The sequence below is a fragment of the Bacillus sp. FSL P2-0069 genome, from assembly GCF_038593315.1.
In the GTDB taxonomy this organism is placed as follows: Bacteria; Bacillota; Bacilli; order Bacillales; family Bacillaceae; genus Bacillus; species Bacillus safensis.
This window is the reverse complement of record NZ_CP151984.1, coordinates 2,175,066-2,202,019: the sequence shown is the minus strand read 5'-3', so window position 1 is coordinate 2,202,019 and position 26,954 is coordinate 2,175,066. Positions and strand designations below refer to the sequence as shown.

Genomic DNA, 26,954 nt, shown 5'->3' with positions numbered 1-26,954 from the left:
TTATGTAAGTTTTAAGAAGTACAAATGTCACACAAAAAAATATTGAATATGGTGAAAAAATGAGAAAATGGGAGAATTTTCTCGTAATGGTTCTTGTTTAAGAACAAAATGGACTAATTTGACGTTTTGGGTTTTATAGGTATTTCCTTATACTGTATATAATCGTTCTTTTTAAAGAACAAAAGTTCAAGGAGTTGAAGGAATGAATGAAACAGTCGCTCTTTGTACTCTTTTGTGCCATTTGTTTGATTTTGACGTCTTCCATCATGACACCAACGAATGCTTCTTTTAACGATGTCGAGCACAAAAACTTTGTCATGAAAACATGTGAAAATTTTGAACAGACAGATCAGCATTGTCAGCCTAAAAAATGGGATCAAAGTCAATTGGAGCTTATTGATCAAACGATGATCGAAGGAACAGTCTGCGCACCTCAAAAACTGAGCATGACACTAAAAAATAGTGGACAGCCTATTGCGCACTCTGAATGGAAGTGGGAATTACATAAAATAGGAAATGATCAAAAGCCATTACAAGATGGTCATATTCTTGAAAAGGGGTCCATAAAGTCCCTGTTGTCGCAAGAAACAGCGACTGTCACGACAGAAAAAGCAAAAACAAATGGAAGCTATGCATTTAAAATCTATTATCCTAAAGGGTTTGGCGCATCTGATCAGGCGTACTTTTGGTCTAAACCGATGGTGCTCTCAAAGTGTCAAGAAAAGGCGTCCTAAATGGAGCTGTCTTTTAAAGTGAAAAAATGATAGGCGAAGGGGAGAAGGGGTTATGAAAAAATGGATGAAAATGTCTGGGAGTATTCTTTATGTGATGGTGTTCACGGTGATGATAGCCTCTATTATTGTCGTGTTGTCATCAAGAACAACAGGAGGAGAACCTCAGATTTTCGGTTATCAATTGAAGCAAGTATTATCAGGTTCGATGGAACCAGAATTTTCAGCTGGGTCACTGATTGTTGTAAAACAGGTCGCCTCACCTGAGACGCTCAAAAAAGGAGATATTATTACGTTTCAAACAAAGCAGGATCAGTCCTTTGTGACCCACCGAATTGTTGGGGTGAAGGGAAAGGGTGCAAATAAAGCGTTTGAGACGAAGGGTGACAATAATATGTATCAGGACGGTACGCTGGTAAAAGCGGATCAGGTAACTGCGCAGTATATGGGAGTGAACATTCCTTATGCAGGAAAGCTTCTTTCGTATGCAGGGACATCAGCTGGAACTGCTTTGCTCCTTATTATACCAGGTGTCATGCTGCTCGTTTATTCAACCATTCATTTTGTGGGCGCAGCAAAACATCGTAGACACACGGCTGATGTACATATCTCAGAGGAACAAGCTTAAATCGTTTGTAACCTAATCAGGTTTCAATAAAACAATATATTAGGGGGTTTATTCATGGCAATGAAAAAATCAATTCGTTTAGGTGTATTATCAGGGGCTTTAGGTCTTGCATTAATTGGCGGGGGAACATGGGCGGCGTTTAATGATATTGAAAAGGCAAACGCGGTCTACTCGACAGGAGAGCTGGATTTATCTGCTAAAGAGAACTCCGGCGCCATCAACCTTTCGAACTTAAAACCTGGTGATCGGATCAAGAAAGAATTTCATTTTGATAATAAGGGATCACTAGCGATAAACCAAGTGCTGATGAGTCTTGATTACAGCCAGTTTACAGATGGATCTTCCGCGAAGAATGGCGGTAAAAATACAGCTGAAGAATTTCTCAGCCAGTTTCAGGTGAGTGTTCTTACGGTTGGAGCCGAAGGTGGAAATGGTTATCCGAAAAATATTATTTTAGACCATGCAAACCTGCTTGACTTGCATCAATTAACGTCAAAACAGGATCAGACCGCATTTGAAAAGCTTCGTCATGCCGTCGATGAGAAGTTTTTACATGAAAGTGGGAAAATTAATGTAGCAACTGTTGATGGAACAGTGGCTCCAGAGTATGACGGCATTCCAAAGAATCCGTTTGATTACGATAAAATGGAAATGATCATTGAATTTATCAATGACCAGACGAAGGATAAAGCTGGTCACTATATCCAAAATAAATACCAAGGCGATGCGATTCAAATTGATCTTTCCTTCGAAGCGACTCAGTGGAATGGTTTAACGATCAATCCAAAAAAGCATACGGATGAAAAAGGCTACGTGAAAGAAAACGAAAAAGCACACAGCGAAGATAAAAAATAAAGCCAGTCTTTAGGCTGATATCAAGGTCTGCATAGCAATTGGAGGAGTATGCGCTAAAACGTGCGCTTTACTCCTCTTCTTGCTTTTTTCTCCAGATTTGATAATCTAAAAATTCACGAAATTGCTTTTTCGAAACCCCTGATGTCATTGCATCTCGAACTAGTTTTTCCCATTCACTATCTAATTGACCATCGTATTCGGTTTCATCTTTTTCGTTTAAAAGTGTATGAACCGAGACGTCCAGAACAGCGGAGACTTTTTCAAGAAATTGAATGGAGGGGTTTGTTTGCAAGTTTCTTTCTATTGAGCTTAAATAAGACTTCGCTACCCCAGCCTTTTCGGCCAGTTCTGATAGTGAGTAGCCTTTTTCATTGCGGTATTGTTTAATACGCTGGCCAATCAATGTCATCACCTTCCTTTCGATATTATAGCACATTCAGAAAGGTTTGATAGAATGACTTCTTACCAGAGGGGGAGACTCAGAGGACTTTTCATTTGATTTGAGGAAATGACGGACTTCTTCAACAGTTAGTCCTGCCTTGCGAGCTTCGCGTAATAATTGAACCCATTCACTGTCTAATTTGTTCGTTTTCTTTTCCATACAAATACCCTCCTAAAATACTGAATCATGTATTTCAGGCACTTAACGCATGAAATGGAAAGACATAGGTGGTAAGACCTCATAGTTTGCTTGCGTCATGTTTCCGCCCAATACAAACAGACAAACTTAGCTTTAGACTGATCGAAAATTGTATGTCACATAAAAGGGAGGGGACTATAAGTCAACCTCCTCTTTTTTGCTGTAAGTAAAAAAGTCCGCCATTTTCAATCGTAAGACTGATTTTTGGTTCGTATAAAGTTTTGAGTGCTTGTCTTTCTATTTCATATTCTACAGATGTGTCTGAAGTCCCTTCATAAAATTGGTTTAAAAGTTCGAAGTCTTCCTTCCATTTTTGAACGGCGCGCACTGCCCAGTCGTCCGGCTCCTCATGGGCATAATGCTCCATAAGGCTGTAGAGCCGTTTGATTCCGCTCTCTGGCTTAATCATTGTGCTCATCGTAAAGCAATAATCGGGAATTTGAGACGACAGCTCACGAGCTTCCAGCTTCTCTTGAAATTGTTCAATGACTTCTCCGCGAATGAGATGAAGGCCTAATGATAAAAGCTTATCCTTCTTCCGGTCTGCAAGGTAAGAAATTTTTACATTGAGACCAAGCCATGGCTCAAGGGCGATCTGGTTGTTCGTGAGCGGGCTGACTCGTTCATAAAGCCGGATAAAACGGCCCTGCTCTTTGACCGCCTCAAATATTTGAAATAACCGGGGGGAGCCGAAATGGATAAATTCACCACTGATCGTATCACCCGCTTTTTTTTGATCTGTGATCAAAGTCAATTGCCGCGGTTCAGGTACACCGCCAGTTTTTTCAAGCCAGTGCCAATAAAAAGGACGGTTCATAATCAATTTATCCATTTCAATTGTCAGTTGTACGGTCATATGTCCTGCACTTTCTTCTAATATGCTGCATTGATTCGCCTTGAAAAAACGGAGAAGAAAGGTGTGAATGTCATGCTGCTCCATTGATCAACTCTCCTTTATGAGCCTTGCTGTCTTTTTTCTAAAAGTGGTGTTTGTGCTTCAGTTAAATAAGAAGCAAACTGGGTTAATTTCTTTTTCATGTCTCCGCCTGGTTCATGCTGGAAGAGGATTTGATGCAATTCTGTTTCGACATCTTTAATATCAATTCTTGTTAAAATATCATCTAAATCGCCTATGACGTTTTCAAACAGCTGAATTTTTTCATATAAAAGCTTTAAAATATGCTCTTCAACTGTTCCGCTCGTTGCCATATTGTAAATGTGGACATCTCGCTCTTGGCCAAGGCGGTGGATACGTCCAATTCTCTGTTCTAAACGCATCGGGTTCCACGGGAGGTCGTAGTTAATGATTTGGTTACAAAACTGAAGGTTGATCCCTTCGCCGCCAGCTTCTGTCGCAATTAACACTTGCGCCCGTTCTCTGAATAAATCTTTCATCCAATCTTTTTTGCCCCGCTTAAAGCCGCCCCGAAATGGCACGGAGCTGATGCCATTTTGCTGTAGAAACCATTGTAAATAAATTTGTGTGGCGCGGTATTCGGTGAAAATAATGACCTTCTCATTTAACTGCTGAATGAGTTTGACCACTTCAAGCGCCTTTGAGTTTTGCTCCACTTGATTGATTTTCTCCATGATTTGCGTTATAGCAGAAGATCCGAGAATATGCTTTTCTTCTTCCTGCATTTTTTTAATCGTCATATAAACTGCTTCACGGCTTGAACAGCATTCTCGTTCCAAGGTCATAATGGAAAACATATGCTTTGTATAAGACGGATTCTCTTTCAGCTTGCAGATTTCATCATACAAGGCTTGTTCTGTCGGAGAGAAATCAATAGAAATCGTTTTGACATGCCGTTTTGTCCACTCGATGCCTGTGTCTTGTCTTCGGTTTCGAATCATCACTTTATTGACGAGCTGTTTTAATCGGTCATGGTCTTCAAGCTGCAAGTCTTTTTTGGCAAAGATATCTTTAAATTGATGTTCATTTCCTAGGTGGCCTGGCTTCAGAAGGGAAACAAGATTAAATATTTCTCCGATCCGGTTTTGAATAGGTGTTGCTGTCAGTAGCAGGCAGAACTTCTTATTCAGGTTTCTCACAAATTCATAGTTTTTCGTTTTATTGTTTTTCAGTTTGTGTGCTTCATCGATAATGACCATATCGTAGGCAATCGATAAAATCGTGTCTCGATGCGGCTGTCTTTTGGCTGTGTCAATAGAGGAAACGACAACGTCACACTGTTCCCACACATAGCTCTTTTTTTGTTCAACAGCATCAATATAAAATTTCGTCCGCAGCTCCTGTACCCACTGAGACACAAGGGAGGCGGGGACGAGAATGAGAATCTTTTTGGCAAGTCCACGAATCATGTATTCTTTGATAATGAGTCCTGCTTCTACGGTTTTTCCAAGTCCCACTTCATCTGCTAGAATGGCTTTCCCATTCATTTCTTCTACGACTCTTCTGGCTACTTCGAGCTGGTGCTTTAAAGGTGTGAATGCAGGCAGGTGCGCGGGAGCTTGCAGTCCCTCAAATGAATCAATGGCTGTGACTTTTTGAACCTGCGTCGCTAAACGATACATATCCCAGTTTGCCCAAGGGCCGTCTGCTGAAAGCCGCTGCTGAAATTCATTTGCCCATTCCTGATCAAAAATCGTTTGAATATTCAATGTGGTCGCCTGCCTTTCTTTCTAGTAGGATCTGATAAAATTGTTCTGTTTTTAAACGCTTCATTTTTTTGGAGGTCTCTAAAAGACTAGATATATGAATAAAAGCGAACGATATCGAAGGGTTATTTTAAAAATGTTAATGATTTTTCTGTTGCTCTTCATCCATTTCTAATGGTAGGATGTTGATAAGTGATCTAGAAAATAAGTCACCCATTTTGATAGTATGTCCAATAAATGTGAAAAATATGAGCGGATGATGGTATGGGGAGAGACTTGGCGGTTATTTTGCACTGGCAGGCGCCGAAGGAGCAAGCTGAATGATTCAGTGAATCTCTCAGGCAAAAGTACTCTTACCGGACGCAACTCTGGAGAGTGTTTGCTTAAGGGTTTTAGCAAACCACCAAAGGGGAAAACGCACAATGATATTGTGCTGTAAACTTTCAGGTGCAAGGACAGAGACTTCTTTTTGATAAAAGGGAGCGCTCTGTCCTTTTTTGCTGTGATTTTTTTCTGAAAATTCAGCTTGCATTTGCACTGTGAGAAAAAAGGGGGAAACGATTGATGTTGAAACGAACACCGCTTTTTCATGCGTATGAAACGTTTGGCGCAAAAACCATTGACTTCGGGGGCTGGGAATTACCTGTCCAATTTTCTTCCATTAAAGAAGAACATGAAGCTGTTCGAACAAAAGCAGGGCTTTTTGATGTGTCTCACATGGGTGAGGTGGACGTCAAAGGTCAAGATGCCCTTCCATTTTTACAAAGGTTATTAACCAATGATGTGTCTAAGCTGACAGACGGTAAGGCACTATATACAGCCATGTGTTATGAAGATGGCGGAACGGTAGATGACCTGCTCGTCTACCAAAAAGAAAAGAATCACTATTTGCTTGTCATCAATGCATCAAATATCGATAAAGACGTGGATTGGCTTTTGAAGCACCAAGAGAAGGATGATGTATTGATCAAAAATATGTCTGATCAAACCGCCTTGCTAGCGCTTCAAGGACCTCTTGCAGCTGACATCATCAAAGAGGTGGCGGGTGAAGAGGTGACATCGCTTAAGCCATTTACATTTTTATCAAAAGCTGAGGTCGCAAATAAAGAAGTGCTCGTTTCCAGAACAGGCTACACAGGGGAAGATGGCTTTGAAATCTACTGCCAGTCAGAAGATGCGGTTCACCTTTGGTCCGCTTTATTAGAAGCGGGGCAGCCAAAAGGACTCATTCCATGCGGACTCGGTGCACGTGACACCTTGAGATTTGAAGCAAGACTTCCGCTTTATGGCCAGGAGCTGACAAAGGATATCTCTCCATTAGAAGGCGGAATTGGTTTTGCTGTCAAAACGGATAAAGAAGCTGATTTTATCGGAAAAGCTGCACTTAAAAAACAAAAAGAAGAGGGACTGAAGCGAAAGCTTGTCGGCATTGAAATGATTGATAAAGGGATTCCGCGTACAGATTATCCAGTCTTTTCAGGAGAAAAACAGGTTGGGATTGTCACAACAGGCACTCAATCCCCAACATTAAAGAAAAATGTCGGGCTTGCTTTGATCGAAACCTCAGAGGCGGAGCTTGGATCAGAGGTGGAAGTACAAGTTCGCAAAAAACGTCTAAAAGCCAAAATCGTCGCAACACCATTTTATAAAAGAGCCAAATAACGAGGGGGAATAGAGAATGAAGCACAGGTATTTGCCGCAAACAGAGCAAGATCAAAAAGAAATGCTGGATGTCATCGGCGTTCAGTCGATTGATGAGCTTTTTTCAGATATCCCAAAGAAAGTTAGATTCAAAGGAGCATACAACATCAAAGAAGCCGCATCTGAAACAGCGCTTGTCAGGGAATTATCCCGACTAGCTGCAAAGAATAAGGATACAGTTTCCTATGCATCGTTTCTTGGTGCAGGTGTATATGATCATTACCAGCCTGTCATTGTCGATCATGTGATCTCACGCTCTGAATTTTATACAGCGTATACACCTTATCAGCCGGAGATTTCGCAAGGTGAATTGCAAGCGATCTTTGAATTTCAAACAATGATTGCTGAGCTGACTGGTATGGATCTTGCCAACTCCTCGATGTATGATGGCGGGACGGCACTGGCTGAAGCGGCAATGCTCGCTGCGGGACACACAAAGAAGAAAAAAGTGGTTGTTTCTGAAACGGTTCACCCTGAATCAAGAGCGGTGCTGAAAACATACGCCAAAGGACAAAACATTGAAGTTATTGAAGTGCCTGCGAAAAAAGGGCAGACAGATCTAGCTGCATTGGAAAAAGCGGTCTGCGATGATACAGCAGCAGTTCTCGTGCAATATCCAAACTTTTTTGGTGTAGTCGAGCCGTTAAAAGACATTGAACCCATTGCACATAAAGGAAAAAGCCTATTCATTGTCTCTAGCAATCCCCTCGCACTCGGACTATTGACGCCGCCTGGAAAACTCGGGGCAGATATTGTCGTTGGTGATGCGCAGCCGTTCGGCATCCCGGCTGCATTTGGCGGACCTCACTGCGGATATTTTGCCGTGACGAAAAAGTTGATGAGAAAAGTGCCAGGTCGTTTAGTCGGGCAGACAGAAGATGAAAATGGTGTTCGTGGATTTGTTCTGACCCTTCAAGCGCGTGAGCAGCACATTCGAAGAGATAAAGCGACGTCAAATATTTGCTCAAACCAAGCATTAAATGCATTAGCTGCTTCTGTTGCCATGACGGCACTAGGGAAAACAGGCATAAAAGATATCGCCTATCAAAACGTGCAAAAAGCCCACTATGCCAAGAAACAGGCAGAAAAATATGGACTGCAGGCGGATGTAGAAGGGGCTCATTTTAATGAATTTGTGATCAAGTTACAGGAGCCTGTGAAAGAAGCCAATAAACGATTGCTTGAAAAAGGAATCATCGGCGGCTACGACTTGGGGCTAGACTACCCAGAGCTTCAGCAGCACATGCTTGTAGCCGTGACAGAGCTAAGAACAAAAGAAGAAATTGATACGTTTATCAAGGAATTGGGGGATCGCCATGAATAAACAAGATCAGCCGCTTATTTTTGAATTATCTAAAGAAGGAAGAATAGGGTACAGCCTGCCTGATTTAGATGTACCTGAACAGGAGATCCCGTCTTTATTTGATGAGACGTACATCCGTGATGAGGATGCTGAGCTTCCTGAAGTATCTGAGCTTGATATTATGCGTCATTATACAGCATTATCAAGACGCAATCATGGGGTTGATTCCGGATTTTATCCTCTTGGCTCATGCACGATGAAATATAATCCAAAGATTAATGAAAAGGTTGCACGCCTTGCAGGGTTCTCGCAGGTTCATCCGCTACAAGAGGCAGACACTGTGCAAGGTGCATTAGAATTACTATACGATCTAGGTGAACATCTTGAAGAAATTACGGGAATGGACGCTGTGACATTACAGCCGGCGGCAGGAGCACATGGCGAGTGGACGGGGCTCATGATGATCCGTGCGTATCATGAAGCAAGGGGAGATCATCAGCGTACAAAAGTCATTGTGCCTGATTCTGCTCATGGAACGAACCCGGCATCTGCGACAGTCGCTGGATTTGAAACCATTACCGTCGCATCTGACGAAAACGGGCTTGTTGATTTAGAAGATTTACGCCGCGTTGTTAATGAAGAAACAGCTGCTTTAATGCTTACAAACCCGAATACACTAGGCCTCTTTGAAGAAAATATTTTAGAAATGGCTGAAATCGTTCACGGAGCTGGCGGTAAGCTTTATTATGACGGAGCCAACTTGAACGCTGTTTTAAGCAGAGCAAGACCAGGAGATATGGGATTTGACGTTGTCCACTTAAATCTTCACAAAACCTTTACAGGCCCGCACGGAGGCGGAGGTCCTGGCTCAGGTCCTGTTGGCGTTAAAAAGGAATTAATTCCGTATTTACCAAAGCCGGTGCTTGTGAAGAAGGAAGGCCGTTTTTACTTTGATCATGACCGTCCAGAATCAATTGGGCGCGTGAAGCCATTCTATGGCAACTTTGGCATTAACGTCAGAGCCTATGCGTACATCCGCTCTATGGGGCCAGACGGCTTAAAGGCTGTAACCGATAATGCCGTGTTAAATGCGAACTATATGATGCGCCGCTTAAGTGCTCATTATGATTTGCCGTTTGATCGTCACTGTAAGCATGAATTTGTCCTTTCAGGTAAACGTCAGAAAAAATTAGGTGTGCGGACACTGGATATTGCCAAACGATTACTTGATTTCGGCTACCATCCGCCAACGATCTACTTCCCGCTCAATGTAGAGGAATGTATCATGATTGAACCGACTGAAACAGAATCAAAAGAAACACTTGATGCATTCATCGAAGCAATGATTCAGATAGCGAAAGAAGCAGAAGAGAATCCTGAAGTGGTGCAGGAAGCGCCGCATACAACGGTTGTCAAACGTATGGATGAAACAAAGGCCGCACGGAATCCAGTTCTCGTTTTTGAAAGAAAATAAAGAAAAAAGACTCAGGGGGAATCATGCTCCCAGAGTCTTTTTAGTTAGTTCTTCGTTTTAATGCGGCCGCCCCATTTTTTAAAGCCGCCTTTTAAATTATAAATCTCACGGCAGCCGTTTTTACGTAAAGTTTGGGCTGCTTTTCCGCTTCTAAAATTATTTTGACAATAGAGATAAACAGGCTTGTCAGGACGTATTTCATTTTTGCGCTGCTTTAGTTGGGAAAGGGGGATATTTCTTGCCCCTAAAATATGTCCGCCTTCAAACTCATTTGGCTCTCTCACATCAATGAGCTGGGCTTTGCGGTAACCTTTAATAAATTCTTCTTCCGTCAGCGTTTTCATAATACGCTGCTGATAAATGTAGCTGCCGATGGAATAAAGAACGAAAAGTCCACAAAGTGCGAGGACGATATAGTTGAATATTGACAATACAACTCGACTCCTTCTTGAGCATCAGCACAGTAGCCTGTCTGATGGTACGTTTTAGACAAATACTATTATAGTAAAGCATAAGAAACTTGTCATCATAAATGGTAAGAATTATTTTCAATTCCGTCCCTATTTGATAGACTGATGAAGAGAGAAAACCGGTGGTCACCACCATCATCTAACATTGACTACGTAAAAGAGAAGGGATTTTATATGCAAAAAGAGAAATGGTGTTTCATTGATTCAGGAAACCAAGACCCTGCCTTTAACATGGCAATGGACGAAGCCTTGCTTTATTGGCATAGCGAGAAGCTCATTCCGCCTGTTATCCGCTTTTATGGATGGAATCCGGCGACATTATCTGTTGGGTATTTTCAGAACGTTGAAAAAGAAATCAACCTAGAAGCCGTCAAGCGATATGGTCTTGGATTTGTCCGCAGACCAACCGGAGGACGGGGAGTACTTCATGACCAGGAGCTGACCTACAGCGTGATTGTGTCAGAGGAACATCCAGAAATGCCAGCGACGGTGACAGAGGCGTACCGCGTTATTTCAGAAGGCATTTTAGAGGGCTTTAAAGAGCTGGGACTCGATGCGTATTTTGCCATTCCTCGTACAGATAAAGAAAAGGAAAGCTTAAAGAACCCAAGATCATCTGTATGCTTTGATGCCCCTTCTTGGTACGAGCTTGTAGTAGAAGGCAGAAAGGTAGCGGGCAGTGCTCAGACGAGACAAAAAGGTGTCATTCTCCAGCATGGATCTATTTTAATTGACCTTGATGAGGACAAATTGTTCGATTTGTTCCTTTATCCAAACGACCGGGTGAGAGAGCGGATGCAGCGAAGCTTTAAAAACAAAGCGGTTGCCATCAATGAAATCTCAGACCGAACATGTACAATAGACGATGCGCGTGCTGCGTTTAAAAGAGGGTTTGAAAAAGGATTAAATATTGAGCTTGAACCTTATGAGCTGACAGATGAAGAATTAGCGTTTGTCCATCATCTCGCCAAAACGAAATATGCCTCAGATGATTGGAATTACAAGCGTTAAGCCGAAGGACACTCCTTGTTTTTTAATGAACGATGGTGTAGAATTGGGTTGATTATTAAGTAAAGGTGCATTATGGAGGGGTTTTATGACTACACCTAGTATGGAAGATTACATTGAACAAATTTATATGCTGATAGAAGATAAAGGATATGCCAGAGTCTCTGATATTGCAGAAGCACTCGCTGTCCATCCCTCCTCTGTAACAAAAATGGTTCAGAAGCTAGATAAAGATGAATACCTCATTTATGAGAAGTATCGTGGTCTAATTTTAACCCCGAAAGGCAAAAAAATTGGAAAACGTCTCGTATACAGACATGAACTGCTAGAGCAATTTTTAAGAATCATTGGTGTAGATGAAGAGAAAATTTATGATGATGTAGAAGGCATTGAACATCATCTCAGCTGGAATAGTATTGACCGCATCGGCGATCTCGTTCAATTTTTTGAAGAAAACGATGAGCGATCTGTTCAGCTGAAAGCGATTCAAAAGAAAAACGAACAAACAAATCAAGAATCTTAATCAAAAAGGACACCCTCAGCATGGGTGTCCTTTTTGATTAAAGTTCTAATTGAAAGCAAAAGCTCCTACACTATTATTAGCGTGAAATCAAAGGGGGCTCCTTGATGAAGATAGATGGTGTGTTCTCAGGTGGAGGCATTAAGGGGGCAGCGCTTGCAGGTGCCTATGAAGCGCTTGAAGCGAGAGGATTTCAATTTGTCCGTCTTGCTGGTACAAGTGCTGGAGCAATCATTGCTTCACTCATCGCAGCAGGTTTTACAAGCAAGGAAATTCGCACGCTTTTAGATGAAATGGATGAGCATCAATTGCTTGATAGGAGATGTCAATTCATCCCGTTTAAAATGCTCAGGTGGGTATCCATTTACTGGCGTCTCGGTCTTTATAAAGGAGACCGGCTGGAAAAATGGCTGACCGATGTGCTAAAACGAAAGGGGGTCACCGTGTTTGGAGACCTCAAAAAAGATTCACTGAAAATCGTTGCGTCCGATTTAACGAATGGAAAAATCCTTGTGCTGCCAGACGACCTTCCTTCATATGGATTAAATCCAGAACGGTTTTCCGTGGCGAGGGCCATTCGAATGAGCTGCAGCCTGCCGTATTTTTTCGAACCTGTCAAACTGAAGTCTTCAAAAGGCATTTGTACCATTGTAGATGGAGGAGTGCTGAGCAATTTTCCAATTTGGCTGTTTGCTGAAGAGAAAAAAAGACCGTTCGTCGGTGTCACATTAACGCCAAACGAAAAAGAACGCCCTCAACACTCCATCCGCAATGCGTTTGAACTGTTTGGCGCTCTTTTTGAAACGATGCGTGGTGCTCATGACGAAAGACATATCGCCACAAAACACGAACGTCATATTATTTTTATTCCTGTAGAACACGTCATTGCCACTGATTTTCAACTCATGACAGAAAAGAAAAAGGCGCTCGTCGATCTAGGCAGACAGAAGGCCGAGCAATTTTTAAAAAGCTGGACATTTTAAAATAAGGCGCGATTCTTCTTTTTGTTTTTCTTGCCTTCAATCACAGTCAAATGTGTTTGGCTTTTCTTTTTGAGAAGGACGGGCTTAGACTTGTGGTCAGTCGGCACGCTTCGCAAATGAGTGACCCGATTTTTCATCTGGCTTTTCGTTTTTGGTTTAGGCTGCTGGTAGCGACGTTTTGATTGTTTGACTGCTTTACGATAAAGATTGCCCTCTGTTCCAGTTCTTCGATTCATCAGCCATCTAAATAGGAAAAACAAAACCGCTCCAATGATCACAACAGACAGCAGCATGGTAAAAAGTCTGCCTGGGTTCGTTGTGAGTAAGTACACAAATCCCAAAACACCTAAAGCGAAAATAATGGTAAAAGCAGGATGTACTCGGCGATTCATAACTGTCCACCTCCGAAGGAATTTACCGGATTTATAAGTTAGATCACTTGATGAGCAGAATCTGACGCTTGTTTCAGAGATACTTCCTCTAAACGAAGAAGTTCATTAAAACTTGCAATGGCTACCTCGACTTGATCGTCAGAAGGTTCTTTTGTTGTGAGCAATTGCAGCCAAAGGCCAGGATAGCCAAGCGCTTTAAGCACAGGCACTTCTCGGAGTTTGTTCGTGAATTGAAGCACTTCAAATGAAATGCCCAGAACAACCGGAATAAGTGCCAAGCGGTTCAGAACTCTCACCCATAAAGGATCTGTCGGTACGAGTAAATAGACGAACATCCCGACAATGACAGTGAATAAAATAAAGCTGCTGCCGCATCGATAATGCAGACGGGATTGCTTTTGGACATTTTCCACTGTGATGTCAAGGTTCTGTTCATAGCAGTTTATGACTTTATGTTCTGCCCCATGATATTGAAATACTCTTTTAATTAAAGGGGTCATGGAAATAAAGTAAATATAGCCTAATAAAAGGACCAATTTGAAGAATGTTTCCACTGCGATTTGTGCGAAATTCCCTGAAAAGATGGGACGCACAAGCTCTGCTAAAAAGACAGGTACCAGGGTAAAGACAAATTTACTAAAGAGTAGAGAGAGAACTCCGATCACAGCAATGCCGAAGATCATGGATAATTTCGAGCTTTTTTGTTCTTTTTCAAGAGTATGATCTTCAGAAGGATCTAAGTCATATCGCTCACTGGAGAAGTTTAAGTGCTTACTGCCGTTTGCGCTTGCTTCAACAAGTGCAGCAACACCCCTGACAAAGGGGATTTTCTTGAGAAAGGCGGTTCGTTTATTGGAGGTCCGGGGAAGCTTCAAAAACTCAATGGACTGGTCCTTTCGCCGAATCGCTGTCACATAGTTCTTCTTACCTCCGAACATGACACCTTCGACAACTGCCTGCCCTCCATAAGCTGGAGGTTTTGTTTGATTGGACATATTTCATCAACCTGCCTGTTTCCTGTAATTTACATGCATTTCCTTATACCTTTATTGTACAGGAAATGAGGGGAAATCACTAGCTCACAGGTCGATTATCTACTAGAATTCTATCTACCTCTTTTTAGCCAGTATACCCTGTTTTAAAAATTTTACACTCACGCATGGAAATCCTTTTTTTTCATGACATTTTGGACATACTACTTGCTGGAGGTGTTCACAAATGAAACGTGATGAAAAGAAAAACCAAGAAGAAAAAAATCAGTCCGTGCAAACGACATCACTTGTGGCAAGAGCCGCTGCTACAGGCTTTGTCGGCGGTGTTTTTTGGGGCTTTATCGGGTTTCTAACCCATGTGTTTCATTTTTCAGAGGTGAGTCCCAATATGCTGCTTCAGCCATTTGTGCTTGGAGAATGGAAAAAGGGAGGACTTGGTACTTTTATCAGTATTGTGCTGTTAGGAGTTTTATCGATTGGAGCCGCCTTTATTTATTTTGGGCTTTTAAAAAGGATCAAAGGCTTTTGGATGGGTTTAGTATATGGCGGGCTTTTATGGCTGCTCGTTTTTTACGTATTTAATCCCATTTTCCCAGATGTAAAGCAAGTACAAGAGTTGCAGCAAAGCACCGTTGTCACGACATTTTGCCTATATATTTTATATGGCATGTTTGTCGGGTACAGCATTTCGTTTGAATATAATGAATTGACGAGTCAAAAGCTTGCGAGGGCACTCGGGAAAAAGACAGAATAAAGTGTAAATCGCCTATTCATATGATAAAATATTTTTGGAAACGAAAGGTTTCTAAGGAAAAAGAAACAGATCTCGATATAGATTGAATTAGGGTGAAGGAGTGGTCATATGCCTCATTTTCTTGTACTGAATGGACCCAATTTAAATAGGCTTGGCAAAAGAGAGCCTGCTGTTTATGGAAGTAAGACGCTGACAGATTTAGAGACGGATTTGTTCCAGTTCGCAGAACGAGCAAACATCCAATTAACGTTCTTTCAATCAAATCACGAAGGGGATTTGATTGATGCGCTCCATGAAGCAGAAGATCAATACGATGGTGTCGTGTTTAACCCGGGTGCATTTACCCACTACAGCTATGCGCTGAGAGATGCCATTGCAAGTATTTCTTTATCAGTCATTGAAGTACATATCACAAATGTTCATAAGAGAGAGGAATTCCGCCATCATTCTGTACTTGCTCCAGTATGCCAAGGACAAATCGTTGGGCTTGGCTTAGAAGGGTATAAATTGGCGATTCGTTATTTAGTCAGTGAAGGGGGATCAGTATCATGAAACTTGAAAAACTAAGAGCACTTTTAAGTGAATTAGAGATCGATGGCCTTGTCATTACGAGCAGTTTTAATTTACAGTATATGACCAGCTTTACCGGATCAGCCGGTCTTGCTGTCGTTTCAAAGGACCGAGCAGCTTTTATCACGGACTTCCGCTATACAGAGCAAGCGAAGGATCAAGTCAAAGGCTATGACATCATTGAACATAAAGGAAACATTGTGGAAACGGCTGCTCAAACGGCAAAGGAATTTGGAGTGAAACGCCTTGGGTTCGAACAAAACCATATGACATTTGCCACGTACCAGCAGTACGCAGCCAAAGCAGGCGGTATAGAGCTTGTTCCAGTCTCTGAATCAGTTGAAAAGTTGCGCTTGATTAAGTCTAGTGAAGAGATTAAGATATTAGAGGAAGCTGCGAAGATTGCAGATCACGCCTTTGATCATATTCTCACTTACATCAAGCCGGGCCTGACGGAAATTGCTGTCATGAACGAGCTTGAATTTTTCATGAGAAAAGAAGGTGCTGAAGGATCTTCATTCGATATGATAGTTGCCTCAGGTGTTCGTTCAAGCCTGCCTCACGGAAGAGCGAGTGAAAAGGTGATTGAATCTGGTGATTTAGTGACACTCGATTTTGGTGCTTACTATAAAGGCTATTGTTCTGATATGACAAGAACGATTGCTGTCGGAACACCAAGCGACAAGCTAAAGGAAATTTATCATATCGTATTAGAAGCAGAAAACGCTGGTGTGGATAGAATCAAGCCAGGCTTAACAGGAAAAGAAGCTGATCGCATCACACGAGACATCATTGAAAAGTATGGCTATGGTCAATACTTCGGGCATTCAACCGGGCACGGGCTAGGTATGGAAGTACATGAAGCGCCAGGCCTTTCCTCACGATCAGAGGTCGTTTTAGAAGAGGGAATGGTCGTCACAGTTGAGCCGGGGATTTACTTGCCAGATGTCGGCGGCGTGAGAATTGAGGATGATATTGTCCTGACAGCTGACGGCAATAAACGATTGACCCACTCACCGAAAGAACTTATCATATTATGATGGTGAAATGTAGGAGGATGACAAAATGATTTCAGTAAACGATTTTCGTACTGGCCTGACAATTGAAGTGGACGGCGGTATTTGGCGAGTAGTGGATTTTCAGCACGTAAAACCAGGGAAAGGCGCAGCGTTTGTTCGTTCGAAACTGCGTAACCTGCGTACAGGTGCCATTCAAGAAAAAACATTCCGCGCAGGCGAAAAAGTAGCGAAAGCACAAATCGAAACAAAAACAATGCAATACTTGTATGCAAATGGCGATCAGCATGTTTTCATGGATACAAGTTCTTATGAGCAGCTTGAACTAAGTGAAGCACAAATTAAAGATGAGCTGAAATATTTGCTTGAAAATATGTCTGTTCAAATCGTGATGTACGGTGCTGAAACTCTTGGAGTAGAACTTCCAAACACAGTAGAACTAGAAGTAGTAGAAACAGAGCCTGGTATTAAAGGTGACACAACATCAGGCGGCTCAAAACCTGCAAAAACTGAAACTGGTTTAATCGTCAACGTTCCTTTCTTTGTGAACCAAGGAGATAAACTAGTGATTAATACATCTGACGGCTCATACGTTTCAAGAGCGTAATGAACGAAAAAAGACTGTAAACCTCGTGTTTACAGTCTTTTTTTATTGGAAAAATGACTCCTCAAGGCAGGTCTTCTCTCAATTCTCTCATTCATCTCTCTTCCTTCCTGAAAAACAAGACTACTTCCAGCTGGTCAAGCATATAGTGTAAAAAAAGCTGGAGGTTCTATATGAAACAATTTCTCCCAGGTCTACACCCGTCAGTCGCTGCAATGGCAGGCATGAGGTTCTTATCTGCCGCCATTGAACTGACGGCAGCCATCCTTATTTTAATCACAAATGATGTACGGAAAGCGGTAGTCATCAATAGTATATTGGCAATCATCGGGCCGCTCATTTTTATTATCACGATGACGATTGGAATCTATCAAATTGCCGGGCAGCTATCCTATGCAAAGCTCGTGTTCATTTTCATTGGTGTCGTGTTTATTCTTGTTGGGATCTATAAGTGAAACGGCTTGGCATAATTAACGGCTCACATCATACATTTTAGAGAAGAAAAAAAGGAGGGGAATTCGTTGCGGAGTTTGTTGGATATTCTCCCGCACTCGATTGGACAAGAACTCAGGCTGCTGAAAGAGGCAGAATGGGCGCAAATAGAAGAAATCCGCATTCGCACGGATCGTCCTATTGAATTAATGCAGGGAGGAAAACCACGTTTCCTTTCTTATCGCACCACCTGGGAAGATGCGTCTCAGCTATTAGGCAGGCTGAGCAATTACAGCATGTACACACTTGAGGAAGAGCTAAAACAGGGCTATATCACGATATCTGGCGGACACCGGGTAGGACTTGCTGGGAAGGTGATCGTTGAAAACGGATTTGTCAAAGGGTTAAGAGATATCTCTTCATTTAATATCCGCATTGCCAAAGAAAAAATCGGGATTGCGCTTCCTTTTCTTCCTTATTTATATGAAGAGCACTGGCACAATACACTCATCATCGGCCCCCCGCAAACGGGGAAAACCACATTGCTCCGGGATATAGCACGTCTTGCTAGTACAGGCACAAAAACCATTCCTCCTAGAAAAACAGGCATTATTGATGAGCGTTCTGAAATTGCCGGATGTATAAGAGGGGTGCCGCAGCACCATTTTGGCCACCGGATTGATGTACTCGATGCATGTCCAAAGGCTGAAGGGTTGATGATGATGATTCGGTCTATGAGCCCAGAGGTCATGATTGTCGATGAAATCGGAAAAAGTGAGGATGTCGAGGCACTTTTAGAAGCGATTCATGCCGGAGTCAACATCATCGTCTCAGCTCATGGCTATTCACTTGAAGATGTATATAAACGACCTTCTTTTAAACCGTTATGGGAGCTTCGTGTGTTTGAACGATATGTTGAATTAAATCGAAACAATGGGCCTGGCACGATCGGGCGAATGTACGGCGGGGACGGCCAAGAGATGAAATGGAGGCGGGGAGTGGACGTATGTTAAAGCTCATTGGCGCTATTTTCATTGTCGCGGCCACGACTTGGGGAGGCTTCGAGTTTGCCAAACGATATAGCGACAGACCTAAACAAATTCGGCAGCTCCGGTTTGCTCTCCAGTCTCTTGAAGCTGAAATTATGTATGGTCAAACCCCTTTAGCACGGGCGGCAGAGCAAATTGCAGCGCAGGTAGGTCCACCTGTGAATCAGCTGTTTGAACAATTTGCAGAAAAGCTGAAAGTGGGGACCTTTTCTGCACGCCATGCATGGAACGAAAGTCTTGAAGATGTTTGGAAAAAAACCGTATTGAAAAAAGGCGAATATGAGGCGTTGAAGCACTTTGGAGAAACACTTGGCCAGCATGATGTCACTTCTCAGCAAAAGTATATCAAGCTTGCTTTAGGCCATTTGGAATCAGAGGAGAAAGAAGCTGAAATCGCCCAAGCGAAAAATGAAAAAATGGTCAGAAGCCTCGGATTTTTAAGCGGATTACTACTGATTCTTTTATTGATGTGAGAGGAAGGGAGTCGAGAGCATGGGCGTTGATGTAAACGTCATTTTTCAAATTGCCGGAGTAGGCATCGTCGTGGCCTTTCTCCATACGATTTTAGACCAAATGGGGAAGAAAGAGTACGCTCAGTGGGTGACGCTGCTTGGGTTTATCTACATTTTGTTTATGGTGGCAACCATTGTAGACGATTTGTTTAAAAAGATTAAAGCCGTATTTCTATTTCAAGGATAGGGGAGGGCTTACAAATCGAAATCATACAAATTGTTGGACTTGGTTTAATCGCTACTTTTTTAGCATTAATCGTCAAAGAACAAAAGCCAACCTTCGCCTTTATGCTTGTTGTTTTTACCGGATGTGTCATTTTTCTTTATTTAATTGATCAAATCTATGCCATTATCTCGATGATTGAAAAAATTGCAGCAAGTGCCGGCGTCAATATGAAGTATGTTGAAACCATATTGAAGATCATTGGCATTGCCTATATTGCGGAATTTGGCGCTCAGCTAACGAAGGATGCTGGACAAGGCGCCATTGCATCCAAAATAGAGCTAGGCGGCAAGATTCTCATCTTGGTGATGGCAGTCCCGATTTTAACAGTCATCATTGAGACGATCTTAGGAATGATCCCGTCCATGACGTAAATGAAAAGAGGTGATGACAATGAAACGGGTGACCGCTGTAATGGGATTGATGCTTTTCTTTTGGCTGATTGCTCCGCATGCAGGGGCAGAAGAAAAAGAACCTTTATCTAATGAACAGCCAGCAGCACAGGAAGTGGCGAATGGACAGGCTGATGCACTTGAGCTTCATTCCATCAGTGACTTTTGGGAAACCATTTTGGACGAGTATGGCGGCTTTTTGCCAGAAAGCCAAAAGGGCACAGTGAAGGAAATGATTGACGGCGATAAAGAGCTGTCTCCCCAAACATGGCTGAAAGCCTTTGTACATTATCTGTTTCACGAGGTCATTGCAAACGGAAAGCTCCTAGGTACTCTGATTTTACTCACCATCTTTTGTTCGCTTTTGCAGCTTTTACAAAATGCCTTTGAACAAAGCACCGTCAGCAAAGTCGCATATGCTCTTGTTTATATGGTGCTGATTATTATTGCACTTAACAGCTTTCATGTGGCGATTTCCTATGCCACAGAAGCCATTCAAACGATGACCAGTTTTATTCTTGCTCTTATTCCTCTTTTACTAGCGCTTATTGCTTCATCAGGCGGGCTTGTCTCAGCCGGATTCTTTCATCCCGTTATTATATTTTTAATGAACACGAGCGGTGTTTTCATTCAGTATGTCGTTCTCCCGCTCATCTTTTTATCTGCAATATTGAGCATTATCAGTACGCTGACCGAACAATACAAGGTCACCCAGCTTGCCCAGCTGTTAAGAAATGTGGCAATTGGCGGGCTTGCCGTTTTTTTAACCGTTTTTCTCGGCGTCATTTCCGTTCAGGGTGCATCTGCGGCCGTTACGGATGGAATCGCTCTTCGTACAGCCAAATTCATTACCGGAAACTTCATCCCTGTCCTAGGCAGAATGTTTACAGATGCGACCGATACCGTGATCAGCGCCTCTGTTTTACTCAAAAATACAGTCGGACTAGTTGGGGTCGCCATTTTGATTTCAATTGCCGCTTTCCCGGCGATTAAAGTGCTTTCGTTAGCCCTTATCTATAAGCTTGCTGCTGCCATCCTTCAGCCGTTAGGGGGCGGACCCATCATCAGCTGTCTTGATGTCATTTCAAAAAGTGTGCTGTATATATTTGCCGCACTTGCTGTTGTGTCGCTCATGTTCTTTTTAAGCATTACCGTCATCATCACTGCTGGTAACCTGACCATGATGATGAAGTAAGGAGGGGACACCTTTTGAGTTTTCTCACGGAATGGATCACAAGTATTATTCTTTTTATCTTATTTGCGATTGTTATTGATCTTCTGCTTCCCAATTCGAGCATGCAAAAGTATGCAAAAATGGTCGTCAGCCTGCTGCTAATCGTGGTGATGCTCAATCCGATTTTTGCTTTATTTCGAGCTGATCCTGATCAAATTTTTTCAGAATTGATGAAAGGGAAGGAAGAAGCGCAGTCAGAAGAAATAAAAAATCAGATGAATTTAGAAAAAAAAGAAATACAAGCCTCTCAGCGTGCATATATTTTAAAGCAAATGGCTGTCCAACTAGAAAAAAGCGCAAAGGAGCCACTGGAGAAGGAGAGCTATGTAATGAAACACGTAGAAGTGCTGGCTGATGAGGAGCATCTGGATCAGAATATGGAGGCGGATCAATTTCGCATCAAAGCAGTTCTTTCCCCGCTCACAGGTGATTCTGTAGAAACGGTGGCAAAGGTGGACATTGATCTCTCCAAGCAAAAGGAGGAAAGCGCTGGATCTTCTAGCAAAGAGATCACGAGGGTGAAAGAGACACTTGCTGATGTTTGGAATACGAGTCCTGAGCACATCGCGCTGAACATTGAGGGAGGTGACGCAGCAGATCATGAATAACAAGGACTGGAAACAAAAGCTGAAATCATTCTTCCAGCCGCCTGAAAAAGGTGAAGGGAAACCCAAATTAACGAAGCACCATTACTTGCTGCTTGTATTCATTATCGGCGTATCTTTCATGTTAGTCAGTCAGATCTTGTCACCGCCATCAAGCAAACAACAAGCTGCGGTTCCTGCTTCTAAAAAAACATCCTCAGAAGAGCAGGAGGTATTCAAACCGGCATCCTCAGGTAAACCAAAAAATTCAATTGAGGATGTGGAGCAAGAATACGAAAATCAGCTGAAAGAAATTTTAGAGACCATCATCGGCGTTGAGGATGTATCCATTGTAGTCAATGTAGATGCAACGTCTTTAAAAGTGTTTGAAAAAAACAAATCCAATAAAAGTACAACGACCGAGGAAACAGATAAAGAAGGCGGCGTGCGAAGTGTCACCGATCAAACAAAAGAAGAAGAAGTCGTCATCATCAAAAATGGCAATGAAGAAACACCAGTCGTTGTTCAAACGAAAAAACCAGAAATCCGAGGTGTCCTCGTTGTTGCTCAAGGAGTAGACAACGTTCAAATAAAGAAAACCATCATTGAAGCGGTTACACGAGTGCTTGATGTACCGAGCCATAGAGTGGCTGTTGCCCCTAAAAAAATCAAGGAGGATTCGGAATGATGTTAAAAAAACAAACGGTTTGGCTATTAACGATGCTAAGTTTAGTTGTCGTATTAAGTGTGTACTATATCATGTCTCCACAGGGTGAAAATGCAGTGACAGTAGAAGATACGAAATCAAAAGGCACTGAAGAGAAAAAGGTTGAAACAGAAAAAGGGACGGATAAAGGAACGGAAAAAGGTACTGATAAGAAATCCACTGACAAAGAAACAAACGGCAAACAAGAGGATATCGAAACAAGCGGTGAAGAAGGAAAGGCTGTGTCAGAGCAAACAGACGATGAGCTTTTTACAACATACAGACTAGAGCTTGAAGATAAACGAAGCAAGCAGCGCGAAGAATACAACGAAATTGTCTCCAGTGACGATGCAACAGCCCAAGAAAAAAGTGAAGCATACGATCAAATGACAGCGCTCAGTGAAGCAGAAGGAACTGAGCGTCAGCTTGAGACCTTGATCAAAACAAAAGGCTATAAAGACGCGCTCGTAAGTGCTGAAGGAGATAAAGTGAGTATCACGGTTCGTTCTGATAAAAAATCAAAATCTCAAGCGGCCGATATTATTGATATGGTCACAAAAGAAATGAGAGGTCTTGATAACGTAGCTGTCACTTTCGAGCCCACTAATCAATAAAAAAGAACTGGCGCCCTTTGCGGAAAAGGGCGTTTTTTGATGCGGCTTGACGCCCCCTCCAAGGTGCTTTCGCGAGGCGCTTTGCCACAATAGTAGTTGAATTCATCGAAATCCTCCTGTAAGATGGTTATAGTATGTACTTTTAGTACTAGCCTATAATAAAAAGATAAATCCATACATAGGGGTGCAAATCCATGTTAAAAATCGAAGAAATTCATGAACTGATTAAATTAATTGACGACTCTACTATCGATGAGTTTACGTACGAAAACGAAGGTGCAAAAATCAAACTGAAGAAAAATAAAGAAGTCGTTCAGCAAGTTGCGGCACAAGCACCAGTGGCTCCTGTCCAAGCAGCTCCAGCTCAACAAGCTCCTACAGCACAAGCTCCAGCTCAGACCGAAGCCCCTGCACAAGAGGCAGCTGCGTCTGAAAATCTGCATAAAATCACATCCCCAATGGTTGGCACATTTTATGCTTCCTCTTCACCAGAAGCAGATCCATACGTGACAACAGGTTCCAAGGTGAAGGAAAACACTGTTGTATGTATCGTGGAAGCGATGAAACTGTTTAATGAAATCGAAGCAGAAGTAAAAGGTGAAATCGTCGAAGTATTAGCTGAAAACGGTCAGCTTGTAGAATTCGGACAACCCCTCTTTCTAGTGAAAGCAGAGTAAGGAGTACGATCATGATTAAAAAGCTATTAATTGCAAACAGAGGAGAAATCGCAGTTAGAATTATCCGCGCTTGTAAAGAGCTTGGAATTGAAACTGTTGCGGTATTTTCTGAAGCGGATCGTGATGCGCTGCATGTACAAATGGCTGATGAAGCATATTGCATCGGACCGACTGCTTCTAAAGATAGTTATTTAAATGTCACAAATATTGTCAGCGTAGCAAAATTAACAGGAACAGATGCCATCCATCCAGGGTACGGCTTTTTAGCAGAAAATGCAGACTTTGCAGAGCTTTGCGAGGAATGTAATGTGATCTTTGTTGGACCAACTGCGTCAGCGATTTCCAAAATGGGAACGAAAGATGTCGCGCGAGAAACAATGAAGAATGCAGGCGTTCCGATCGTCCCTGGTTCTCAAGGAATTGTAAAAGATCTTGATGATGCTGTTTCAACAGCAGCTAGTATTGGGTATCCTGTGATTATTAAAGCAACTGCAGGCGGAGGCGGTAAAGGAATCCGCGTGGCTCGTACAGAAGAAGAGCTTATTAACGGAGTCACCATCACGCAGCAGGAAGCGGCGCAAAACTTTGGGAACCCTGGTGTCTATTTAGAAAAGTTCATTGAAGACTTTAGACATGTGGAAATTCAAGTGCTTGCAGATCAGCATGGCAATACGATTCATTTAGGAGAGCGTGATTGCTCGATCCAAAGAAGAATGCAAAAGCTTCTTGAAGAAACGCCATCACCAGCACTAAATGCAGACATCCGTGAGCAAATGGGTGAAGCAGCCGTAAAAGCAGCAGAAGCTGTTGAATATACAGGTGCTGGAACAGTCGAATTCATTTATGATTATAATGAAGAGAAGTTCTACTTCATGGAAATGAATACTCGTATTCAAGTAGAGCATCCTGTGACAGAAATGGTCACAGGTGTAGACTTGATCAAAGAACAGATCAAGGTTGCATCAGGTGAGAAGCTTTCACTTACACAAGAAGATGTCGTATATGAAGGCTGGGCGATCGAATGCCGCATCAATGCAGAGAACCCAGAGAAAAACTTCATGCCTTCAGCTGGTGAAATTAAAATGTATCTTCCGCCAGGCGGTTTAGGTGTACGAGTTGATTCTGCCGCTTATCCGGGCTATGTGATTCCGCCATATTATGACAGCATGATTGCCAAAGTGATCACATATGGTAAGACAAGAGAAGAAGCGATTGCAAAAATGAAACGGGCGCTTCAAGAATTCGTCATTGAAGGAGTCTACACAACGATTCCATTCCACCTTAGATTGCTCGAGCATGAAACATTTGTGAGCGGTAACTTTAATACGAAGTTTTTAGAAACATACCAAATCATGAAATAATCACAGCTTTCGGAGGTGAATGATCGTGTCAGAAAACAATTTGCTTGAAATGAACCTTGATGAAGATCAATTGGGAAAAGTGCAAATTGCACCAGAAGTGATTGAAGTCATTGCTGGGATCGCCGCTTCAGAAGTCGAAGGCATTGCCGAAATGCGCGGCAATTTCGCTGCTGATGTAGCAGAACGCTTTGGTAAGAAAAATCACCGTAAAGGTGTAAAAGTAGATGTCTCTGATGAAGGCATCACAATCGATGTGTATTGTGTGGTTGAATTTGGCCTATCCATTCCAAAGGTATCCACTGCTGTACAAGAAAATATCCGTCAAACCCTTTTGAACATGACTGCCTTAACAATTAATGAAATTAACATTCATGTCGTTGGCATTCAATTTGATACAAAAGCACCTGAGGCTGAAGTAGATCAAGAAATGTAAAAAGGGTTCAAGTGAAACCAAGGAGGCATTGCCTCTTTGGTTTTTTAAAGCCCATTTTTGAGTAATTTCCGAATATTGATAATCACACGTTGATTGATTCGTTTTTCGTCACAGCTCGCATGGATCTTGGTGCGACCACGGTCAAAATATGTTATGATCTCTGTATGGCTTAACGACAAGCGGATAAAGTGGTTAAAGGAGTAAATAATGAAAAGAAGAACTGCAAGAGAAAAGGCGCTACAAACATTATTTCAAATTGATGTGAGCAATATTGATCCGAAAGAGGCCATTACACATGCGCTGGATGAACAAGAATCAGATCCTTTTTTCGAGGAACTGGTTTTCGGTGTGCTTGAACAAAAGGACAAGCTTGATGACATGATCTCACAGCATCTAGTGAATTGGAAACTCGACCGTATTGCAAACGTAGACAGAGCCATTTTAAGGCTGTCTGTGTACGAGATGGTGTATCAAGAAGACATCCCAGTTAGTGTCTCAATGAATGAAGCGATTGAACTCGCCAAATTATTCGGCGATGATAAAGCACCGAAATTTGTAAATGGTGTACTTTCGAACATTAAAAACGACCTAAAGCAGCAATAGGAGGATTCGACATGACAGCAACAATCATCGATGGGAAAGAAACAGCAAAAGAAAAACGTGAACAATTAGCAAAAGAAGTAGAAGAACTAAAACAAAAAGGAGTCACACCTGGTCTTGCCGTTATTCTAATCGGTGATGATCCGGCTTCACTTTCTTACGTACGCGGGAAGAAAAAAGCAGCAGAAGCAATGGGCATGCACTTTCAGCTTGATCATTTAGATGCTTCTTTAACAGAAGAAGAATTGCTTCAGCTGATTGATCAGTACAATGCGAACGATCAATTCCACGGGATTCTTGTTCAACTTCCACTGCCAAAACATATTTCTGAAAAAGCCGTCATTGAACGTATTTCACCTGAGAAAGATGTAGATGGTTTCCATCCATTAAATATCGGGAAAATGCTGCTTGGAGAAGATACATTCCTACCTTGTACACCAGCAGGCATTGTTGAATTACTGAACAAAACGGGTGTTAGTCTTTCTGGAAAAGAAGTGGTTGTTGTAGGGCGCAGCAATATTGTCGGCAAACCAGTGGGACAATTGCTGTTAAACGAAAATGCAACGGTTACTTACTGCCATTCAAGAACGGCGAATATTTCAGAACATACGTTAAAAGCGGACATTTTAGTTGTTGCCGTCGGTCGAGCAAACTTTATAAAAGCTGACCAAATCAAAGAAGGCGCAATTGTCATCGATGTAGGAGTCAATCGTTTAGATACTGGGAAGCTTGTTGGGGATGTTGATTTTGAAGAAGCGAAAGAAAAAGCTTCTTACATCACACCAGTCCCTGGCGGAGTCGGTCCAATGACGATTACTATGCTTGCACATAATACGGTTAAATCAGCAAAACGTACATTAGCATAAGCTTTATC

34 protein-coding genes and 1 riboswitch are annotated in these 26,954 nt (G+C 42.2%); of the genes, 27 read left to right on the top strand and 7 right to left on the bottom strand.

What is annotated here, in order from left to right:
* The first annotated feature begins 206 nt into the window (after positions 1 to 206).
* From tapA to NSQ34_RS11170, 3 genes are read left to right on the top strand one after another with little or no spacing between them, the layout of a single operon-like run.
* The gene (gene tapA, locus NSQ34_RS11180) at positions 207 to 734 is read left to right on the top strand and encodes an amyloid fiber anchoring/assembly protein TapA (RefSeq protein ID WP_041117967.1); all 528 of its coding nucleotides are present in this window, start codon (positions 207 to 209) and stop codon (positions 732 to 734) included.
* Between the two features lie 52 nt (positions 735 to 786).
* Complete coding sequence (locus NSQ34_RS11175; protein ID WP_024422971.1) at positions 787 to 1,359, top strand: signal peptidase I; 573 nt, start codon at positions 787 to 789, stop codon at positions 1,357 to 1,359.
* 54 nt (positions 1,360 to 1,413) lie between these two features.
* Positions 1,414 to 2,214: a TasA family protein gene (locus tag NSQ34_RS11170; protein ID WP_024422970.1), complete on the top strand. Its 801-nt coding sequence runs from the start codon at positions 1,414 to 1,416 to the stop codon at positions 2,212 to 2,214.
* A 67-nt stretch (positions 2,215 to 2,281) separates the two neighbouring features.
* On the opposite strand, the gene sinR is transcribed toward NSQ34_RS11170, so the two are convergent.
* From sinR to NSQ34_RS11150, 4 genes are all read right to left on the bottom strand, one after another.
* Positions 2,282 to 2,617 (bottom strand): transcriptional regulator SinR, encoded by a 336-nt coding sequence (gene sinR, locus NSQ34_RS11165; RefSeq protein ID WP_024422969.1) that lies wholly within the window; start codon positions 2,615 to 2,617, stop codon positions 2,282 to 2,284.
* 33 nt (positions 2,618 to 2,650) lie between these two features.
* The gene (locus NSQ34_RS11160) at positions 2,651 to 2,815 is read right to left on the bottom strand and encodes an anti-repressor SinI family protein (RefSeq protein WP_073206269.1); all 165 of its coding nucleotides are present in this window, start codon (positions 2,813 to 2,815) and stop codon (positions 2,651 to 2,653) included.
* 181 nt (positions 2,816 to 2,996) lie between these two features.
* A complete protein-coding gene (locus tag NSQ34_RS11155; RefSeq protein ID WP_024427993.1) occupies positions 2,997 to 3,794 on the bottom strand; it encodes a YqhG family protein in 798 nt (265 codons plus the stop codon).
* A gap of 14 nt (positions 3,795 to 3,808) precedes the next feature.
* A complete protein-coding gene (locus NSQ34_RS11150) occupies positions 3,809 to 5,479 on the bottom strand; it encodes an SNF2-related protein (protein ID WP_024427994.1) in 1,671 nt (556 codons plus the stop codon).
* A gap of 253 nt (positions 5,480 to 5,732) precedes the next feature.
* Positions 5,733 to 5,839, top strand: a riboswitch (glycine riboswitch).
* A 201-nt stretch (positions 5,840 to 6,040) separates the two neighbouring features.
* Here NSQ34_RS11150 and gcvT point away from each other — a divergent pair.
* From gcvT to gcvPB, 3 genes are read left to right on the top strand one after another with little or no spacing between them, the layout of a single operon-like run.
* Positions 6,041 to 7,138: a glycine cleavage system aminomethyltransferase GcvT gene (gene gcvT / locus NSQ34_RS11145; RefSeq protein WP_024427995.1), complete on the top strand. Its 1,098-nt coding sequence runs from the start codon at positions 6,041 to 6,043 to the stop codon at positions 7,136 to 7,138.
* Between the two features lie 16 nt (positions 7,139 to 7,154).
* Positions 7,155 to 8,501: an aminomethyl-transferring glycine dehydrogenase subunit GcvPA gene (gene gcvPA, locus NSQ34_RS11140; protein WP_125586570.1), complete on the top strand. Its 1,347-nt coding sequence runs from the start codon at positions 7,155 to 7,157 to the stop codon at positions 8,499 to 8,501.
* Entirely contained in the window at positions 8,494 to 9,954 is a 1,461-nt protein-coding gene (gcvPB, locus tag NSQ34_RS11135) for an aminomethyl-transferring glycine dehydrogenase subunit GcvPB (protein WP_041106844.1), read from the top strand. Before gcvPA ends, gcvPB begins: the two co-directional genes overlap by 8 nt.
* A gap of 44 nt (positions 9,955 to 9,998) precedes the next feature.
* Here gcvPB and NSQ34_RS11130 read toward each other — a convergent pair whose 3' ends face one another.
* Positions 9,999 to 10,379, bottom strand: coding sequence for a rhodanese-like domain-containing protein (locus NSQ34_RS11130; protein ID WP_087978357.1), 381 nt, complete (start codon positions 10,377 to 10,379; stop codon positions 9,999 to 10,001).
* A gap of 219 nt (positions 10,380 to 10,598) precedes the next feature.
* Here NSQ34_RS11130 and NSQ34_RS11125 point away from each other — a divergent pair, with 219 nt between their 5' ends.
* The 3 genes from NSQ34_RS11125 (at position 10,599) to NSQ34_RS11115 (ending at position 12,935) form a co-directional block, all read left to right on the top strand.
* Positions 10,599 to 11,435: a biotin/lipoate A/B protein ligase family protein gene (locus NSQ34_RS11125; protein WP_024422962.1), complete on the top strand. Its 837-nt coding sequence runs from the start codon at positions 10,599 to 10,601 to the stop codon at positions 11,433 to 11,435.
* An 85-nt stretch (positions 11,436 to 11,520) separates the two neighbouring features.
* Positions 11,521 to 11,955, top strand: a complete 435-nt coding sequence (mntR, locus tag NSQ34_RS11120; RefSeq protein WP_024422961.1) for a transcriptional regulator MntR — start codon at positions 11,521 to 11,523, stop codon at positions 11,953 to 11,955.
* Positions 11,956 to 12,059: 104 nt separating this feature from the next.
* A complete protein-coding gene (locus NSQ34_RS11115) occupies positions 12,060 to 12,935 on the top strand; it encodes a patatin-like phospholipase family protein (RefSeq protein ID WP_024427998.1) in 876 nt (291 codons plus the stop codon).
* Here NSQ34_RS11115 and NSQ34_RS11110 read toward each other — a convergent pair.
* Both NSQ34_RS11110 and NSQ34_RS11105 read right to left on the bottom strand, forming a co-directional pair.
* A complete protein-coding gene (locus tag NSQ34_RS11110; RefSeq protein WP_024422959.1) occupies positions 12,932 to 13,327 on the bottom strand; it encodes an SA1362 family protein in 396 nt (131 codons plus the stop codon). The two genes, NSQ34_RS11115 and NSQ34_RS11110, sit on opposite strands and share 4 nt — an antisense overlap.
* Before the next feature lie 38 nt (positions 13,328 to 13,365).
* On the bottom strand, positions 13,366 to 14,322 hold the full coding sequence (locus NSQ34_RS11105; protein WP_034621616.1) for a DUF1385 domain-containing protein: 957 nt from the start codon (positions 14,320 to 14,322) through the stop codon (positions 13,366 to 13,368).
* A gap of 223 nt (positions 14,323 to 14,545) precedes the next feature.
* On the opposite strand from NSQ34_RS11105, the gene NSQ34_RS11100 reads away from it, so the two are divergent.
* The 18 genes from NSQ34_RS11100 to folD all read left to right on the top strand — a co-directional run bounded on the left by NSQ34_RS11100 (position 14,546) and on the right by folD (position 26,946).
* On the top strand, positions 14,546 to 15,073 hold the full coding sequence (locus NSQ34_RS11100; protein ID WP_034621617.1) for a YqhR family membrane protein: 528 nt from the start codon (positions 14,546 to 14,548) through the stop codon (positions 15,071 to 15,073).
* A gap of 108 nt (positions 15,074 to 15,181) precedes the next feature.
* Entirely contained in the window at positions 15,182 to 15,625 is a 444-nt protein-coding gene (gene aroQ / locus NSQ34_RS11095; RefSeq protein WP_034621618.1) for a type II 3-dehydroquinate dehydratase, read from the top strand.
* On the top strand, positions 15,622 to 16,683 hold the full coding sequence (locus NSQ34_RS11090) for a Xaa-Pro peptidase family protein (RefSeq protein ID WP_024428001.1): 1,062 nt from the start codon (positions 15,622 to 15,624) through the stop codon (positions 16,681 to 16,683). Before aroQ ends, NSQ34_RS11090 begins: the two co-directional genes overlap by 4 nt.
* A 25-nt stretch (positions 16,684 to 16,708) precedes the next feature.
* Entirely contained in the window at positions 16,709 to 17,266 is a 558-nt protein-coding gene (gene efp / locus NSQ34_RS11085) for an elongation factor P (RefSeq protein WP_024422954.1), read from the top strand.
* A 170-nt stretch (positions 17,267 to 17,436) separates the two neighbouring features.
* Positions 17,437 to 17,718 (top strand): YqhV family protein, encoded by a 282-nt coding sequence (locus tag NSQ34_RS11080; RefSeq protein ID WP_024422953.1) that lies wholly within the window; start codon positions 17,437 to 17,439, stop codon positions 17,716 to 17,718.
* A gap of 66 nt (positions 17,719 to 17,784) precedes the next feature.
* Positions 17,785 to 18,708 (top strand): stage III sporulation protein AA, encoded by a 924-nt coding sequence (spoIIIAA, locus tag NSQ34_RS11075; RefSeq protein ID WP_025092985.1) that lies wholly within the window; start codon positions 17,785 to 17,787, stop codon positions 18,706 to 18,708.
* Positions 18,702 to 19,217, top strand: a complete 516-nt coding sequence (gene spoIIIAB, locus NSQ34_RS11070; RefSeq protein WP_024428003.1) for a stage III sporulation protein SpoIIIAB — start codon at positions 18,702 to 18,704, stop codon at positions 19,215 to 19,217. The genes spoIIIAA and spoIIIAB overlap by 7 nt, the downstream gene beginning before the upstream one ends.
* 19 nt (positions 19,218 to 19,236) lie before the next feature.
* Positions 19,237 to 19,443, top strand: coding sequence for a stage III sporulation protein AC (gene spoIIIAC, locus NSQ34_RS11065; protein ID WP_003153142.1), 207 nt, complete (start codon positions 19,237 to 19,239; stop codon positions 19,441 to 19,443).
* Positions 19,440 to 19,853, top strand: coding sequence for a stage III sporulation protein AD (spoIIIAD, locus tag NSQ34_RS11060; protein WP_087978339.1), 414 nt, complete (start codon positions 19,440 to 19,442; stop codon positions 19,851 to 19,853). Before spoIIIAC ends, spoIIIAD begins: the two co-directional genes overlap by 4 nt.
* Positions 19,854 to 19,872: 19 nt before the next feature.
* Positions 19,873 to 21,066 carry a stage III sporulation protein AE gene (gene spoIIIAE / locus NSQ34_RS11055; RefSeq protein ID WP_024422950.1) on the top strand — a complete coding sequence of 398 codons (1,194 nt, stop codon included), beginning with the start codon at positions 19,873 to 19,875 and terminating at the stop codon, positions 21,064 to 21,066.
* Positions 21,067 to 21,080: 14 nt separating this feature from the next.
* A complete protein-coding gene (gene spoIIIAF / locus NSQ34_RS11050; RefSeq protein WP_135032090.1) occupies positions 21,081 to 21,713 on the top strand; it encodes a stage III sporulation protein AF in 633 nt (210 codons plus the stop codon).
* The gene (gene spoIIIAG, locus NSQ34_RS11045) at positions 21,706 to 22,377 is read left to right on the top strand and encodes a stage III sporulation protein AG (protein ID WP_024428005.1); all 672 of its coding nucleotides are present in this window, start codon (positions 21,706 to 21,708) and stop codon (positions 22,375 to 22,377) included. The genes spoIIIAF and spoIIIAG overlap by 8 nt, the downstream gene beginning before the upstream one ends.
* Positions 22,377 to 23,009: a SpoIIIAH-like family protein gene (locus tag NSQ34_RS11040; RefSeq protein ID WP_046312295.1), complete on the top strand. Its 633-nt coding sequence runs from the start codon at positions 22,377 to 22,379 to the stop codon at positions 23,007 to 23,009. The genes spoIIIAG and NSQ34_RS11040 overlap by 1 nt, the downstream gene beginning before the upstream one ends.
* 194 nt (positions 23,010 to 23,203) lie before the next feature.
* The gene (accB, locus tag NSQ34_RS11035) at positions 23,204 to 23,686 is read left to right on the top strand and encodes an acetyl-CoA carboxylase biotin carboxyl carrier protein (protein WP_034280261.1); all 483 of its coding nucleotides are present in this window, start codon (positions 23,204 to 23,206) and stop codon (positions 23,684 to 23,686) included.
* Between the two features lie 11 nt (positions 23,687 to 23,697).
* Positions 23,698 to 25,047 (top strand): acetyl-CoA carboxylase biotin carboxylase subunit, encoded by a 1,350-nt coding sequence (gene accC / locus NSQ34_RS11030; RefSeq protein WP_024422945.1) that lies wholly within the window; start codon positions 23,698 to 23,700, stop codon positions 25,045 to 25,047.
* A 25-nt stretch (positions 25,048 to 25,072) separates the two neighbouring features.
* Positions 25,073 to 25,480 carry an Asp23/Gls24 family envelope stress response protein gene (locus NSQ34_RS11025; protein ID WP_034280262.1) on the top strand — a complete coding sequence of 136 codons (408 nt, stop codon included), beginning with the start codon at positions 25,073 to 25,075 and terminating at the stop codon, positions 25,478 to 25,480.
* A gap of 207 nt (positions 25,481 to 25,687) precedes the next feature.
* Entirely contained in the window at positions 25,688 to 26,083 is a 396-nt protein-coding gene (gene nusB / locus NSQ34_RS11020) for a transcription antitermination factor NusB (protein WP_012010530.1), read from the top strand.
* Positions 26,084 to 26,094: 11 nt separating this feature from the next.
* Entirely contained in the window at positions 26,095 to 26,946 is an 852-nt protein-coding gene (gene folD, locus NSQ34_RS11015; RefSeq protein ID WP_024422943.1) for a bifunctional methylenetetrahydrofolate dehydrogenase/methenyltetrahydrofolate cyclohydrolase FolD, read from the top strand.
* Positions 26,947 to 26,954: the final 8 nt, after the last annotated feature.